This window comes from Streptomyces sp. NBC_00483, from assembly GCF_036013745.1.
Taxonomy (GTDB): Bacteria; Actinomycetota; Actinomycetes; order Streptomycetales; family Streptomycetaceae; genus Streptomyces.
Map to the genome: position 1 here is coordinate 3,727,084 of NZ_CP107880.1, position 14,028 is coordinate 3,741,111.

The 14,028-nt window shown below is 71.0% G+C and carries 13 protein-coding genes; 5 read left to right on the forward strand and 8 right to left on the reverse strand.

Annotation, left to right across the window (positions count from 1 at the left end; all coding sequences use genetic code 11):
* Positions 1 to 6: 6 nt before the first annotated feature.
* The gene (locus OHA73_RS16470; RefSeq protein ID WP_266719611.1) at positions 7 to 384 is read right to left on the reverse strand and encodes a nuclear transport factor 2 family protein; all 378 of its coding nucleotides are present in this window, start codon (positions 382 to 384) and stop codon (positions 7 to 9) included.
* A gap of 678 nt (positions 385 to 1,062) precedes the next feature.
* Positions 1,063 to 1,512 carry an NUDIX hydrolase gene (locus tag OHA73_RS16475; protein ID WP_327655408.1) on the reverse strand — a complete coding sequence of 150 codons (450 nt, stop codon included), beginning with the start codon at positions 1,510 to 1,512 and terminating at the stop codon, positions 1,063 to 1,065.
* A 214-nt stretch (positions 1,513 to 1,726) separates the two neighbouring features.
* Here OHA73_RS16475 and OHA73_RS16480 point away from each other — a divergent pair, with 214 nt between their 5' ends.
* Entirely contained in the window at positions 1,727 to 5,050 is a 3,324-nt protein-coding gene (locus tag OHA73_RS16480; protein ID WP_327655409.1) for a S8 family serine peptidase, read from the forward strand.
* A gap of 123 nt (positions 5,051 to 5,173) precedes the next feature.
* On the opposite strand, the gene OHA73_RS16485 is transcribed toward OHA73_RS16480, so the two are convergent.
* Complete coding sequence (locus OHA73_RS16485) at positions 5,174 to 5,887, reverse strand: hypothetical protein (protein WP_267070442.1); 714 nt, start codon at positions 5,885 to 5,887, stop codon at positions 5,174 to 5,176.
* 1 nt (position 5,888) lies between these two features.
* Positions 5,889 to 6,482: a sigma-70 family RNA polymerase sigma factor gene (locus tag OHA73_RS16490; RefSeq protein WP_443063087.1), complete on the reverse strand. Its 594-nt coding sequence runs from the start codon at positions 6,480 to 6,482 to the stop codon at positions 5,889 to 5,891.
* Positions 6,483 to 6,599: 117 nt separating this feature from the next.
* Here OHA73_RS16490 and OHA73_RS16495 point away from each other — a divergent pair, with 117 nt between their 5' ends.
* A complete protein-coding gene (locus OHA73_RS16495; RefSeq protein WP_266719602.1) occupies positions 6,600 to 7,619 on the forward strand; it encodes an aspartate-semialdehyde dehydrogenase in 1,020 nt (339 codons plus the stop codon).
* Between the two features lie 27 nt (positions 7,620 to 7,646).
* Here OHA73_RS16495 and OHA73_RS16500 read toward each other — a convergent pair whose 3' ends face one another.
* Entirely contained in the window at positions 7,647 to 7,826 is a 180-nt protein-coding gene (locus OHA73_RS16500) for a hypothetical protein (protein WP_266719600.1), read from the reverse strand.
* Positions 7,827 to 7,866: 40 nt separating this feature from the next.
* Positions 7,867 to 8,373, reverse strand: coding sequence for a DUF1203 domain-containing protein (locus OHA73_RS16505; protein ID WP_327655410.1), 507 nt, complete (start codon positions 8,371 to 8,373; stop codon positions 7,867 to 7,869).
* A gap of 138 nt (positions 8,374 to 8,511) precedes the next feature.
* On the opposite strand from OHA73_RS16505, the gene pepN reads away from it, so the two are divergent.
* Both pepN and OHA73_RS16515 read left to right on the forward strand, forming a co-directional pair.
* Complete coding sequence (gene pepN, locus OHA73_RS16510) at positions 8,512 to 11,085, forward strand: aminopeptidase N (RefSeq protein ID WP_267070439.1); 2,574 nt, start codon at positions 8,512 to 8,514, stop codon at positions 11,083 to 11,085.
* Between the two features lie 46 nt (positions 11,086 to 11,131).
* Positions 11,132 to 11,356 (forward strand): DUF6332 family protein, encoded by a 225-nt coding sequence (locus OHA73_RS16515; RefSeq protein WP_267070438.1) that lies wholly within the window; start codon positions 11,132 to 11,134, stop codon positions 11,354 to 11,356.
* A 46-nt stretch (positions 11,357 to 11,402) separates the two neighbouring features.
* Here OHA73_RS16515 and alc read toward each other — a convergent pair whose 3' ends face one another.
* Entirely contained in the window at positions 11,403 to 12,533 is a 1,131-nt protein-coding gene (gene alc / locus OHA73_RS16520; protein WP_266719592.1) for an allantoicase, read from the reverse strand.
* A 109-nt stretch (positions 12,534 to 12,642) separates the two neighbouring features.
* Positions 12,643 to 13,563 (reverse strand): LysR family transcriptional regulator, encoded by a 921-nt coding sequence (locus OHA73_RS16525; RefSeq protein WP_267070437.1) that lies wholly within the window; start codon positions 13,561 to 13,563, stop codon positions 12,643 to 12,645.
* A 44-nt stretch (positions 13,564 to 13,607) separates the two neighbouring features.
* On the opposite strand from OHA73_RS16525, the gene OHA73_RS16530 reads away from it, so the two are divergent.
* Positions 13,608 to 13,934, forward strand: a complete 327-nt coding sequence (locus tag OHA73_RS16530) for a hypothetical protein (RefSeq protein ID WP_323187272.1) — start codon at positions 13,608 to 13,610, stop codon at positions 13,932 to 13,934.
* Positions 13,935 to 14,028 lie beyond the last annotated feature (94 nt).

The following is a 14,028-nucleotide window of genomic DNA, read 5'->3' on the forward strand; positions in this document are numbered from 1 at the left end:
GACGACTCAGGAGGCGGACGGCTTGATCTCCCCCGCAAAGACGATGACCTGGTCGATGAGGCTCCGCCGCAGATGGACGACGTCCGTTCCCGCCAGGCGGGGGCCTCCATCCGGCGTGGTGAAGACCCACTGGTACCGGGCCCACTCGTCCGGCATGTCCACCGCCGAGCAGCGCACCATCGTGCCGGTCCCCGCCGGGTGGCGCCGGATGTCCAGCACGAACCGCTCGACCGCCGCGATTCCTTCGCTGCGACCCAACGGCCCCCAGAAGACCACGTCCGAGGTCAGAGCCTGGGAGAGCAGGGCAGTCACATAGCCGTCGTCCGAGGCGTTGAACGCGGAGATGAACGTGTCGATCGCGGAGCGTGCCGTCTCTTCCTGCATGCCCCAGTAATACCAGCCGTTGCGCGTGCGCTCGTCCCGCGAGCCGCCTTCCGATCACGGTGGACCATCCCGGTAACAGCGCTGGGGCTGTGCCGGGGCCGGGGCCTGTGGTGGTGGGTGCGGGTGCGCGGCGCCGGTCCTTGTCCGGCTGTGCCGTTGCCCGGTTACCTCCCGCCCGCCCCCTCCGGGGGCTTCGGCCGGTGGTCGGGGGCGCTTCGGCCCGGGGCGGGAGTTCACCGGGGCCGGTGTGCAGTGCTGGCCGTTCCGGGGTCGGGCCCCGCGTCATGGGGCGCGCGGCACCGGGGTGCCGCCTTGCCCACCCTGCCGCCCCAGGCGGCAGATTGCCCAAGACGGCGACGGCCGGCCGCCATGGGAGGGCAGCCGTGGCTGCCGTCGGATCGCCCAAGGCGGTGGCGCACCCCGTCGAGCCGAAGCCCCCGGAGGGGGCGGGCGGTGGGAGATGGGCGGGAGCCGGGCCAATGCCTGCGAGTGGGCGAGACAACTCAAGCCCCGCTCCGGGACGAGACTCGCAGGGTCCGGGGCGGAGCCCCGTTCTCTTCAGCCCCGCCGGCGATTGAGGCGCGGGGACCGGGGCAGAGCCCCGTGGCCGGGGACCGGTGGGCCGTCATGGGCGGATGTGGCCGGGGCAGCGCCCCGTGGCCGGGAGACGGGGAGCCGTCATGGGTGGACGTGGCCGTCCCCCGGCCGATCCCGCCACAAGTCCATGCCCACGTCGACCAGTTCCACCCGCGGGAGGTCCTGGACCGCGGCGAGGTCGTGCCAGGCCGCCATGTCCGTGGAACCGTTCTGCTCGTGGCGCAGGGCACCGCCCGTGATCACCCCTTCGTAGACGAGACGCAGACCGTGGAAGTCCGCCATCTTGCCGAGCTTGCGGGGGTAGCGTCGCAGCACGGAGTGGACGCCGAGGAGGACGACCGGGTCGACGACATAGCCGGTCTCCTCGTCGACCTCGCGGATCACCGTGTCGTAGGGGTCCTCACCGTGGTCCATCCCCCCGCCCGGAAGCGTCCACCGTTTGCTTCCGTCCCCCGCGATCCAGCGGGCGAGCAACACCTGCCCCTCTCTGACGCACACGGCGTAGGCCGCCACCCTCAGCTCTTTGTTCATCCCCCGACGCTAGAGGCATCCGCCCCCTGGTGCAGGTGTTACGCGCCTTGCCGGTCCCGTCACGGTTTGGGCGGGATGGCGCATGGCGGAAGTACGCCATGGCGAGTTCCCGGCCCGGGCAACTCTCCCCAAACTGTGGTCACTTGCGTAAAGCTGAGCGGTCATCCGGCACCGAAATCCGGATTCCTTTCTCCATTTACGTACAGGGATGCAGATGACCACCGATCCCCAACGCGCTCCCATATCCGGCGCGAGACGCGCGGCCCGGCTCGCGGCGGCCGCCGGACTCGCGGCCGCGCTCACCGCGACCGGGCCGATACCCATGGCCTTCGCCGCGGACGCGGACCCGGCCCCGACCCAGGCCCCCAAGTCCGCGAGCGACAAGCTCGGCGCGCACGACGCCGAACTGCTCGCCGACGCCGAGGCCGACGGCACGAAGAACGTGACCATGATGGTCGCGACCACTCCCGGGCAGACCGAGCAGGTCGCGAAGCAGCTCGACGCCGTCAAGGGCGGCTCCGTGGGCCGCACCTACGACAAGCTCGGCTATGTGCGGGCGACCGTGCCGACGGGCCGCGCCGATTCCGCGATCAGGTCCGCCGAGAAGCTCGGCTCCGTGCGCGGCATCGATCTGCGCCAGGAGATCGCGCTCGACGATCCGACGCCGTCCGCCGACACCGCCAAGGGCGCCAAGGCCTCGGCGGCCAAGGCCACCGGCTCGTACAGCGGGCCCGGCAAGGACACCCCCGCCAAGAACCCGTACAACCCGTCCTTCGAGACGGGCGCCGTCGACTTCGTGAAGCAGCACCCGAAGGCGGACGGCCGCGGCACCACCATCGGCATCCTCGACTCGGGTGTCGACCTCGGCCACCCGGCGCTGCAGAAGACCACGACCGGCGAGCGCAAGATCGTCGACTGGGTCACCGCGACCGACCCGATCGTGGACGGCGACGCGACGTGGCGGCCGATGGTCACCAACGTGACCGGGCCTACGTTCACGTACAACGGCCGTACGTACAAGGCGGCTTCGGGCTCGTACGGGATCTCCACCTTCGCCGAGTCCGCCACGACCGGCGGCGACGCCAAGGGCGACGCGAACCGGGACGGCGACACCACCGACAAGTGGGGCGTGCTGTACGACGCGGCCAAGGGGACGGTGACCGTCGACCTCAACGACAACGGCGACTTCACCGACGACACCCCGATGAAGCCGTACAAGGACGGCCACCAGGTCGGCTACTTCGGCAAGGACAACCCGTCCACCGACGTCGTCGAGCGCCAGCCGTTCGTGGTGGAGTTCCGCAAGGACGTCCCCATGGACCCGTACGGCGGTGACTGGGTCGGCAAGAAGGCCGACTTCGTCAACATCGGCGTCATCGAGTCCGAGCACGGCACGCACGTCGCGGGCATCACCGCGGCCAACGGCCTGTTCGGCAACAAGAACATGAACGGTGCCGCGCCCGGCGCCAAGCTGGTCTCCTCGCGGGCCTGCACCTGGACCGGCGGCTGCACCAACGTCGCGCTCACCGAGGGCATGATCGACCTCGTGACGAAGCGCGGCGTCGACATCGTCAACATGTCGATCGGCGGGCTCCCCGCGCTGAACGACGGCGCCAACGCCCGCGCGGTGCTCTACACGCGTCTCATCGACGACTACGGCGTGCAGCTGGTGATCTCGGCCGGTAACTCCGGCCCCGGCGCCAACACCATCGGCGACCCGGGCCTCGCCGACAAGGTGCTGTCCGTCGGCGCGTCCATCTCGAAGGACACCTGGGCCGCCAACTACGGCTCCAAGGTCGAGAAGTCGTACGCCATGATGCCGTTCTCCTCGCGCGGCCCGCGTGAGGACGGCGGCTTCGCGCCGCTCATCACGGCGCCCGGCGCGGCCATCAACTCCACCCAGACCTGGCTGCCGGGTTCGCCGACCCCGGAGGCGGGGTACTCGCTTCCCGCCGGCTACTCGATGCTCCAGGGCACCTCGATGGCCTCGCCGCAGGCGGCGGGCGCGAGCGCGCTGCTGATCTCGGCGGCCAAGCAGCAGAAGGTGTCGCTGAACCCGGCGAAGCTGCGCACCGCGCTCACCTCGACCGCGAAGCACATCTCGGGCGAGCAGGCGTACGCGGAGGGCTCCGGCCTCATCGACATCGTCGATGCCTGGGACTCCATTGAGGACAAGGCGAGCGCCCACACGTACACCGTGAAGGCGCCCGTCGACACCGCCCTCGACGACCAGCTCAAGACGCCGGGCTTCGGCACCGGCATCTACGACCGCGAGGGCGGCCTGAAGGCCGGGCAGAAGAAGACGTACGAGGTCACTGTCACGCGGACGTCGGGCTCTTCGAAGCCGGTGGCGCACAGGCTGTCGCTGAAGAACAACTCGGGTGACACCTTCTCGATCGTCGGGTCGAGCACCGTCTCGCTGCCGCTGAACAAGCCGGTCACCGTGAAGGTCGCGGCCAAGCCGAAGTCGGCCGGGCTGCGCAGCGCGATCCTGCGCGTCGACGACCCGAAGACCGAGGGCGTCGACCAGCAGATCATGGCGACGGCCATCGTCTCCTCGCCGGTCAAGTACACGTACCAGGCGAAGGGTTCGGTGCAGCGCAACGGCGTGAAGTCGTACTTCGTGACGGTGCCGAAGGGCGCCACGTCCCTCGAGGTGCGGATGGGCGGCCTCGCGTCCGGCAGCCAGACCCGCTTCATCTCCATCCACCCGTACGGCGTTCCGGTCGACACGACGTCGACGCCGAACTGCTACCCGAACTACGGGGACGGTTCGGGCAACGGCTGCCGTCCCGACCTGCGTTCGTACGATGCGCCGCAGGCGGGCGTCTGGGAGATCGAGGTCGAGGCGCGGCGTACGTCGCCGGTGCTCGACAACCCGTACACGCTGGACGTCGCCGTGCTCGGCGCGGACTTCGACCCGGCGGTGCAGACGCTGCCCGAGGCGAAGGTGGGCACGCCCGCCGATGTCTCGTGGAAGGTGGCGAACAAGTTCGCGGCCATCAGCGGCGGCAAGCTGAAGGGCGGCGCGCTCGGTTCCTCGAAGACGACGCGGCCGACGATCGCGGGCGGTGCCTCGCAGACGTCGACCGTCGAGGTCCCCGAGGGTGCCGACAAGCTGGACGTCACGATCGGCAACGTCTCGGACCAGGCCGCCGACCTCGACCTCACGGTTCTCGACGCGGCGGGCACGGTTGTCGGGTCCTCCGCCGACGGTGACTCCGAGGAGTCCGTGAGCATCGCGAAGCCGGCCGCCGGTACGTACACGGTGCAGGTCGACGGGTACTCGGTGCCGTCCGGCTCGACGGAGTACGACTACGTCGACGTCTTCTTCGCGCCCTCGTTGGGCACGGTGAAGGTCGACGAGTCGAAGCCGGTGTCCCTGGCGACCGGGGCGTCGACGTCCGTCTCCGCGCAGGTCGTCGCGGCGGCTGCGGCGCCCGAGGGGCGCGAGTTCTTCGGGCAGGTGCAGTTGCTGAACGAGCGGGGTGTTGTCGCCGGCGCGGGCAGCGTAAAGATCGAGAAGGTCACGCCGTAGCCTCCGGCTGAGCGAGATCTGGGGGGCGGTCACCTCGGGTGACCGCCCCTTCCGGCGTTACGGCCTCGGGGCTCCGCCCCGGACCCCGCGCCTCAAACGCCGGCGGGGCTGAAAAAGGCTGCTTTATGTGGCGCAGTCCAGGCCCCGCGCCTCCGGCAGCGCCCGCAGGATGTCCCTGCGGGTGTCGGCCATGCCCCGGCCCGTCTTCCAGTCCTGGCCGTCCTCGGGGTGAACCGGGACCCGGATCAGGGTGTACGTGCCGGGCTTGAGGTCCTGACGGGCCGAACCGTCGAGGGTGACGGTCGTCGTGGGCTCGTCCCGTGGTGACCGTTCAGGCCGGTAGTAGCGCTCGACGTCGAGGACGACCCGCACGTCACCGTCGGCCCGCGGCGTGACACTGACCACCCGCCCCTCCGCCAGCACCCGCGAGCAGGCGATCCGCATCGCGGCGCGGGAGCCGGACTTCGCGTTCCCGCCCCCGTCGGGCGCCACCGCCTTGCTGTCCGCGGAGCCCGCGTCGTCGCCCCCGCCCCCCGGCGCGTTCACGCCCAGCCACACGATCCCGCCGAAGAGAGAGGCAGCGCAGGCCACGACGAGCCCCCCGAAGGCGAGCCGCAGCGGGCGCCGACGCGTGCGTACCGGCGCAGGCGGCACCGACTCCGCCACCGGATCCGCCCCCCGGCGGGCCCCCAACGCATCCCCCAACCCCCGCACCTGCTCCCGCAGCAGCGCGACATCCGCCGCGGCCGCCGCCGCGGCGGGGTCGTCGTCGGGCAGTGGCTCCCCGGTCACGGCCAGCATCAGCAGCCGGTCGTCGGACGCAGCGTCGTCGTTCATGTCACACCACCTCCCCTTCGCGCAGCCGCACCCGCAGCATCCGCACCGCCGTGTGCAGGCGGCTCTTGACCGTGCCCTCGGGCACACCCAGTTCCGCCGCGATGTCCCGCACCGGCAGATCCGCGTAGAACCGCAGCACGACCACCTGCCGCTGCTCGTCCGGCAGCTGGTCGAGCCCCTGTGCCACCGCCATCGACAGCACGCGCGTGTCGGCCGCGTCCCTTCCGTCCTCCTGGCGCAGCGCCGCCAGCCGCTCCCCCAGCCGCGCCTGGCGGGCCCGCGCCCGGTGCCAGTCCATGGCGAGGTTCGAGGCGACGACCGCCGCCCAGGCCGAGACGTCGCGGGGCGCCTCCTGCCCCTTCGCGGCCCGCTCCAGCAACCTCAGGCGCACCTGCTGCACGCCGTCCGGCAGATCCGCGTACGGCACCCCGCCGAGCGACAGCACGGCCCGCACCCGGTCCTCGACGGCGGCGTCCAGGGGGTCGTCCGGCCGGCCCCTCGGTTTTCTGCGCAGCACTGCGCCTCCCCTCCCCGCGTACGCCCTACGACGCAGGAGAAGACGGAAACGTTCAGGCGAAACTGTGGCCAGCGCCATACCGTCCCGGACCACGGACAATGGATTGGACAAGGCGGGCCTGGACAGACGCATCATGGACACACCCGCCGGGCCGGATGGCCGGCTGCGCGGAAACACGAAAGCTCGGAGGACCCTGTGAAGGTCGGAATCGTCGGCGCCACCGGTCAGGTCGGCACGGTCATGCGCAAGATCCTTGTCGAGCGGGACTTCCCGATCGACGAGCTGCGCCTGTTCGCCTCGGCCCGCAGCGCCGGCAAGGTGCTGGACGGTGTGACGATCGAGGACGCGTCGACGGCCGACTACAGCGGGCTCGACATCGTGCTGTTCTCCGCAGGTGGCGCCACGTCCAAGGCCCTCGCCGAGAAGGTCGCCGCCCAGGGCCCCGTCGTGATCGACAACTCCTCGGCCTGGCGCAAGGACCCCGAGGTCCCGCTCGTCGTCTCCGAGGTCAACCCGCACGCGATCGCGAACCGCCCCAAGGGCATCATCGCGAACCCGAACTGCACGACGATGGCCGCGATGCCGGTCCTGCGTCCGCTGCACGACGAGGCGGGCCTCGAGGCCCTGACCGTCGCCACGTACCAGGCGGTGTCCGGTTCCGGCCTCGCGGGCGTGGCCGAGCTGCACGGCCAGGCGCAGAAGGTCATCGCGGAGGCCGACAAGCTGACGCACGACGGCGAGGCCGTCGACTTCCCCGAGCCGAACGTCTACAAGCGCCCCATCGCCTTCAACGTGCTGCCGATGGCCGGCGCGATCGTCGACGACGGCCTGAACGAGACGGACGAGGAGCAGAAGCTCCGCAACGAGTCCCGCAAGATCCTGGAGATCCCGGAGCTGAAGGTCTCCGGCACCTGTGTGCGTGTCCCGGTCTTCTCCGGCCACTCCCTCCAGGTCAACGCCCGCTTCGCCCGTCCGATCAGCCCGGAGCGCGCCACGGAGCTGCTCGCGAAGGCGGACGGCGTCGAGCTCTCCGACATCCCGACCCCGCTTCAGGCGGCCGGCAAGGACCCGTCGTACGTGGGCCGTATCCGCAACGACGAGACGCTGGAGAACGGCCTGGCGCTGTTCATCTCCAACGACAACCTCCGCAAGGGCGCCGCGCTGAACGCGGTGCAGATCGCGGAGCTGGTGGCCAAGGAGCTGTCGGCCAAGTAGGCCGCTGCACGCAGCCCAAGGGGGCGGTCACCGTTCGAGGTGACCGCCCCCTTCGCGTACGTCGTCGGGCTGTGCCACGCGCGCCCGCAGCAGCTCGACGGCGGCGCGGAGCGCGGCGGACCGCGACGCGAGCCCGTTCGACGCCACGTACGCGTCGATGAACGCGATGTCGTCCTCGGGCAGATCCAGATCCAGGCTGATCTCCATGGCAGCGAGCCTGCCAGGTGGTTCGGACGGACGCGGCCGGTCAGGGCCGCCGCACCGCAAAGTGGTAACACCCGTACTCCAGCGCCCGTACGTGCACGTGCCCCACACGCGGGTCACTGAACGCTTCGTCGAAAGCGGCGTCGAAGCCAGCCGTCGTCTCCTCCGGGATCTCCAGGAGCGCGCCCCCGACGATGTGCCCGCTGGCGTCGTAGCGCCGTACGGTGCGCAGCGCGCCGGGTCGGTCGAAGGGGTAGCGCTCCTCCGGTGCGTAACCGCCGCAGTCCTCGGCGTGGATGAAGACCGGGCCCTGCTCGTCGTACGCGCCGGGGGTCGCGCCCGTCCGGTCCGCCCAGCGGCGCAGCGGCGCGTACGACACGAGGGCGATGTGCTCGCCCTCGGCGACGGGGCGGAGGCAGCAGCGCAGCGGCGAGCCGACCGAGGCGTCACCGGCCGCGGTGAAGGGACGCATGGCGCGGCCCGCGTCGTCGGTGGCGCGGAGTTCCTTGAGGGCCGTCGGGTCGATGGGCAGTGCGGTGTACCTGGTCATGGCTCCAGGCTCGCTCCGCGCGCGGGTGTTCACCGGCGGGAAACGGACATCGCCTTCGCGTACCCCGCGTGGAAGGATGACCGGAAACGTCACAAACGTAGAACGTAGAACGTAGACCGCTTACTAGGAGATGACCGCGTGCCTGGCACCAATCTGACCCGTGAAGAGGCGCAGCAGCGGGCGAAGCTGCTCACCGTTGACTCGTACGAGATCGATCTCGACCTCTCCGGCGCGCAAGAGGGCGGCACGTTCCGGTCGGTGACCACCGTGCGCTTCGACAGCGCGGAGGCGGGCGCCGAGACGTTCATCGATCTCGTCGCCGACGCCGTGCACGAGGTGCTGCTCAATGGGCGGTCGTTGGATGTGGCCGCCGTGTTCCGGGATGCCCGGATCGCGCTGAAGCGCCTGGAGGCGGGGCCGAACGAGCTGAAGGTCGTCGCCGACTGCGCGTACACGAACACGGGTGAGGGGCTGCACCGGTTCGTCGATCCCGTCGACCAACAGGCTTACCTGTATACGCAGTTCGAGGTTCCGGACGCCCGGCGCGTGTTCGCGTCGTTCGAGCAGCCGGACCTCAAGGGCACCTTCCAATTCACCGTGAAGGCGCCCAGCGGTTGGACCGTGATCTCCAACTCGCCGACGCCCGAGCCGAAGGACGACGTCTGGGCCTTCGAGCCGACGCCGCGCATCTCGACGTACATCACGGCGCTGATCGTCGGCCCGTACCACAGCGTCCACTCCTCGTACGAGAACGCCGAGACCGGGCAGAGCGTGCCGCTGGCGATCTACTGCCGGCCCTCGCTCGCCGAGTTCCTCGACTCGGACGAGATCTTCGCGGTGACGCGGCAGGGCTTCGACTGGTTCCAGGAGAAGTTCGACTACGCGTACCCGTTCGCCAAGTACGACCAGCTGTTCGTGCCCGAGTTCAACGCGGGTGCCATGGAGAACGCCGGTGCCGTCACCATCCGCGACCAGTACGTGTTCCGGTCGAAGGTGACCGACGCCGCGTACGAGGTGCGGGCCGCGACGATCCTGCACGAGCTGGCCCACATGTGGTTCGGCGACCTGGTCACCATGGAGTGGTGGAACGACCTGTGGCTGAACGAGTCGTTCGCGACGTTCGCCGAGGCCGCCTGCCAGGCGTACGCGCCGGGCTCGAAGTGGCCGCACTCGTGGACGACGTTCGCCAACCAGATGAAGACGTGGGCGTACCGGCAGGACCAACTGCCGTCCACGCACCCGATCATGGCGGACATCAGCGACCTCGACGACGTGCTCGTCAACTTCGACGGCATCACGTACGCGAAGGGCGCGAGCGTCCTGAAGCAGCTCGTCGCGTACGTCGGCATGGACGAGTTCTTCCAGGGCGTGCAGGCGTACTTCAAGCGCCACGCGTTCGGGAACACGCGGCTGAGCGATCTGCTCGGCGCGCTGGAGGAGACCAGCGGGCGTGACCTGAAGTCCTGGTCGAAGGCGTGGCTGGAGACGGCCGGCATCAACATCCTGCGGCCGGAGATCGAGACCGACGCGAACGGTGTCATCACCTCGTTCGCCGTCCGCCAGGAGGCCCCGGCGCTGCCCGAGGGTGCCAAGGGCGAGGCGACGCTGCGGCCGCACCGCATCGCGATCGGCTTCTACGACCTCGACGACGAGTCCGGCAAGCTGCTGCGCGGCGAGCGCGTCGAACTCGACGTCACGGCAACGGAGTCGACGCAGGTGGCGCAGCTGGTCGGCAAGCGCCGCCCCGCGGTGATCCTGCTCAACGACGACGACCTGTCGTACGCGAAGGTCCGCCTCGACGAGGAGTCCCTCGCGTTCGTCACGCAGCACCTCGGCGACTTCGAGGCCTCGCTGCCGCGCGCGCTGTGCTGGGCCTCCGCCTGGGACATGACGCGCGACGCGGAGCTGTCGACGAGCGCGTACCTGGACCTGGTGCTCAGCGGGGTCGGCAAGGAGTCCGACATCGGCGTCGTGCAGTCGCTGCACCGCCAGGTGAAGCTCGCCGTCGACCTGTACTCGGCGCCCGCCCACCGGGACGCGCTGCTGACCCGCTGGACCGAGGCGGCGCTCACGCACCTGCGGACCGCCGATGCGGGCAGCGACCACCAGCTGGCGTGGGCCCGCGCGTTCGCGGCGAGCGCCCGCACGCCGGAGCAACTCGACCTTCTTGAGGCCCTGTTGGACGGCTCCCAGACGATCGAGGGCCTTGCCGTCGACACCGAGCTGCGCTGGGCGTTCGTGCAGCGGCTCGCGGCGGTCGGGCGCTACGACGAGGGGGAGATCGCCTCGGAGTACGAGCGGGACAGGACGGCCGCCGGTGAGCGGCACGCCGCCAGCGCCCGCGCGGCGCGGCCGACCCCCGAGGCCAAGGCGGAGGCGTGGGCCTCGGTCGTCGAGACGGACAAGCTGCCGAACGCGGTGCAGGAGGCGGTGATCGGCGGCTTCGTCCAGACCGACCAGCGCGAGCTGCTCGAGCCGTACACGGAGAAGTACTTCGCGGCGCTGAAGTCCGTCTGGGACTCCCGGTCCCACGAGATGGCGCAGCAGATCGCGATCGGTCTGTACCCGGCGATCCAGGTCTCGCAGGAGACGCTGGCCGCGACGGACGCGTGGCTGTCGTCCGCCGACCCGAGCGCGGCGCTGCGCCGCCTGGTGTCGGAGTCGCGGGCGGGCGTCGAGCGTGCGCTGAAGGCACAGGACGCGGACGTATAGCACCGCAGCCCGGCCCCCGTGCCCCCACTCGTGTGAGACTGGGCGCATGGGGGCCGGGCGGGAGTCGCGGGCGGAGAAGGACGCGATGACGGTGGAGATCGTCTACGCGTTGGTGAGCGGCGCGCTGATCGCCGTCGCGGTGACGGTGGTCGCCGTCGCGGTGACGCTGCCTGTCACTCCGCACGGAGTGGCGCTCGGCGGCCTCGTCGGCCTGGCACACATCGTGCGTGTGCTGCGCCGGTTCGACCGGGAGCGCCGCCTCGGGCGGTGACATCCCGTACGTACGGGGGCTGTTGCTGCCCGTACGTACGGGGCTTTTACTGCGTGAAGCGGTCGCGCAGCGCCTGGCGGCCCGTCTCCGTCAGCGACCCGTGCACGCGCATCCGGGCCACGCCCCCGTCGGGGAACGCGTCGAGGCGTACGTGGGTGGCCACGGCCTCCTTCGGGAGCGGGAAGCGGTGCAGGGTGTCGGGCTCCAGCTTGGTGCGGGGGATGATCTCGAACCACTCGCCGGTCTCGCCGTCACGGCCGCTCAGGGCTATCCAGCCGGCCGAGTTGCCCTTCAGGTACGCGGTGTCGATCTCGACGGCGCGGATGGTGCCCTGCGCCGCGAGCCGGAAGCGGACCCAGTCGTTGGTGCCGTGGACGCGACGGCGGCGGTTCTCCCAGCCGTCGTCCATCTTGCGCGAGGTGCCCGGCAGGATGATCTGCGTCGGCGAGGAGTAGAACTTGTCGGACGCGTCCTCGTAGGAACCGCCGTTGAGCACCGACGCCAGGTCGAACGTGCCGAGCAGGTCGAGCCACTCGGGGTCCGGGACGACCTCGCCGTGCACGCGGAGGCGGGCGATGCCGCCGTCGGGGTGCTGGCAGACGCGGATGTGCGTGTAGCGGCGCTCGCTGGTGATCGTGAAGGCGTTCGCCGCGTGGCCCTTGACCTGGCTCTTCGGGACGATCTCCTCCCACTTCACGTCGTCGGCGAGCAGCTCCGCGGGGCCGGGGGCGCCGGGCACGTTCGTGGCCTGGATGCTCACCTTCTGCGGGTAGTTGCCGCGGAAGTGGGCGGTGTCGACGATCACGCCGCGGACGACGCCGGGCGCGCCGAGCCGCACGATGGCCCAGTCGTGGTCCTCGGGCGCCGGGAACGGGGAGTCCGCGGTCCCCCGCCGCCTGCGGGTCTCCCAGCCGTCCATGACCTTGCCCTTGTGCCCGAAGTGCTCCGGGTCGAAGACGGCCCGCTCGCGCAGCAGCAGGTTCTCGCGCATCGCGAAGAACTCGTCGTTCGCGGCGATGACACCGCCGCCGAGCCGCCGGTCGGCGAGGTCGACGAGCTCGCTGAAGGCGTCGGCGTCACCGAAGGTGCGGTAGTCGGCGTACGGGTCGCCGCCTCCGTAGGGGGCGGCGTCGTTGGCGTGCGGGTCCTGGTCCTGGGCGGGTGTCGTCTGGGTCATGGGCCCACTGTCGCGCGCGACGAGCCGACAGGTCCATCGAAAGTTTTCGAGGTGGCCTTTCAGTTCTGCTGAACGGTCGGCGTGTCAGCTCTGCTGAACGGTCGGCGTGTCAGCTCTGCTGAACGGTCAGCGCTTCCAGGACCCTGCGCACCGCCGTCCCCTCCTCCGACCCCTTCCGTACGGCCGCCACCACATGCCGTACGGGACGGTCCGCGCCGAGCGGGCACATCACGACGCCGTCCCGGCGCGCCGCCGCCATCCGCGGCACCAGCGCGACTCCCATCCCGGCCTCGACCATGGCGAGGATCGCGGTCCACCCGGCCGCGCTGTGCGCCTGCTCCGGCACGAACCCGGCGGCCTCGCACGCGGCCGTCGTGATCTCCGACCAGGGCCCGGACCCGCCGAAGATCCACGGCTCACCGGCGAGATCGGCGAGCCGCAGGCCCGGCTCGCCCGCCAGCGGATGGCCCACCGGCAGCGCGACGTCCAGCGGGTCGGCGAGCAGCGGCACCCGCGTGAACTTGGGGTCGCGGGGCGTCGGCGCGTGCGCGGCCAGCGACAGGGCGAGGTCCACGTCGCCGGTGGCGAGCAGCTCGTACGCCTGCCCGGCCTCCGCCTCCCGCACCCGGACGGTGATGCCGGGGTGTGCGGAGCGCAGCTGCCGCACTGCGGGCACCACGAGCGCGGGCACGGCGGTGGAGAACGCGGCGACCCGCACCGTCCCCGTCTCCCCGTGCACCCACTGTGCCAACTCGGCGTCGGCGCGCTCCAGTTGGGCGAACACGGCCTCCGCGTGCCGCAGCACGAGCTGCGCGGCGTCGGTCAGCCGCACCCGCCGCCCCTGCGCCTCGAGGAGCGGCACGCCGAGCTGCTTGGCGAGGTTGGTGAGCTGCTGCGAGACGGCGGACGGCGTCATGAGCAGCGTCTGCGCGGTGGCGGTGACGGTGCCGCACTCCCGCAGGGTGCGCAGGATCACCAGCTTCTTCACGTCCCACCGGTCGGGCCCCGGCACTCGCTTCTCGCTGCTCATACGCCACAACGTATCCGCTCGCGGCCGCGTCCTACGCTGACCCCATGACCCCCACATCGCCCTCCGCACGCCTTCGCCCGGCCCGCCCCGACGAGGCGGAGCGGCTGTCGGCCCTCGCGCTGCGCTCGAAGGCGCACTGGGGTTACGACGAGGTGTTCATGGCGGCGTGCGTGGACGAGCTGACGCTGCACCCGTCCGAGGTCACGCGCCGCCGTACGACCGTCGCCGAGGGCACGGACGGCCGGCTGCTCGGCCTGGTGACGCTCGAAGGGGCGCCGCCGGTGGGCGAGCTGGGCCTGATGTTCGTGGACCTCGACGCGATGGGGCTCGGGCCTGTCGTTTGGATCAGGCCGGATCAGGGAGCGGGGTAATGGGGCCTCCCCTGCTCGAGCGAAGCCGAGAGCTTGGGGAAGCGTGCGATCGCAAGGCGGAGGAGGGAGGCGACGCGGAGCGTCGTCGACCGAC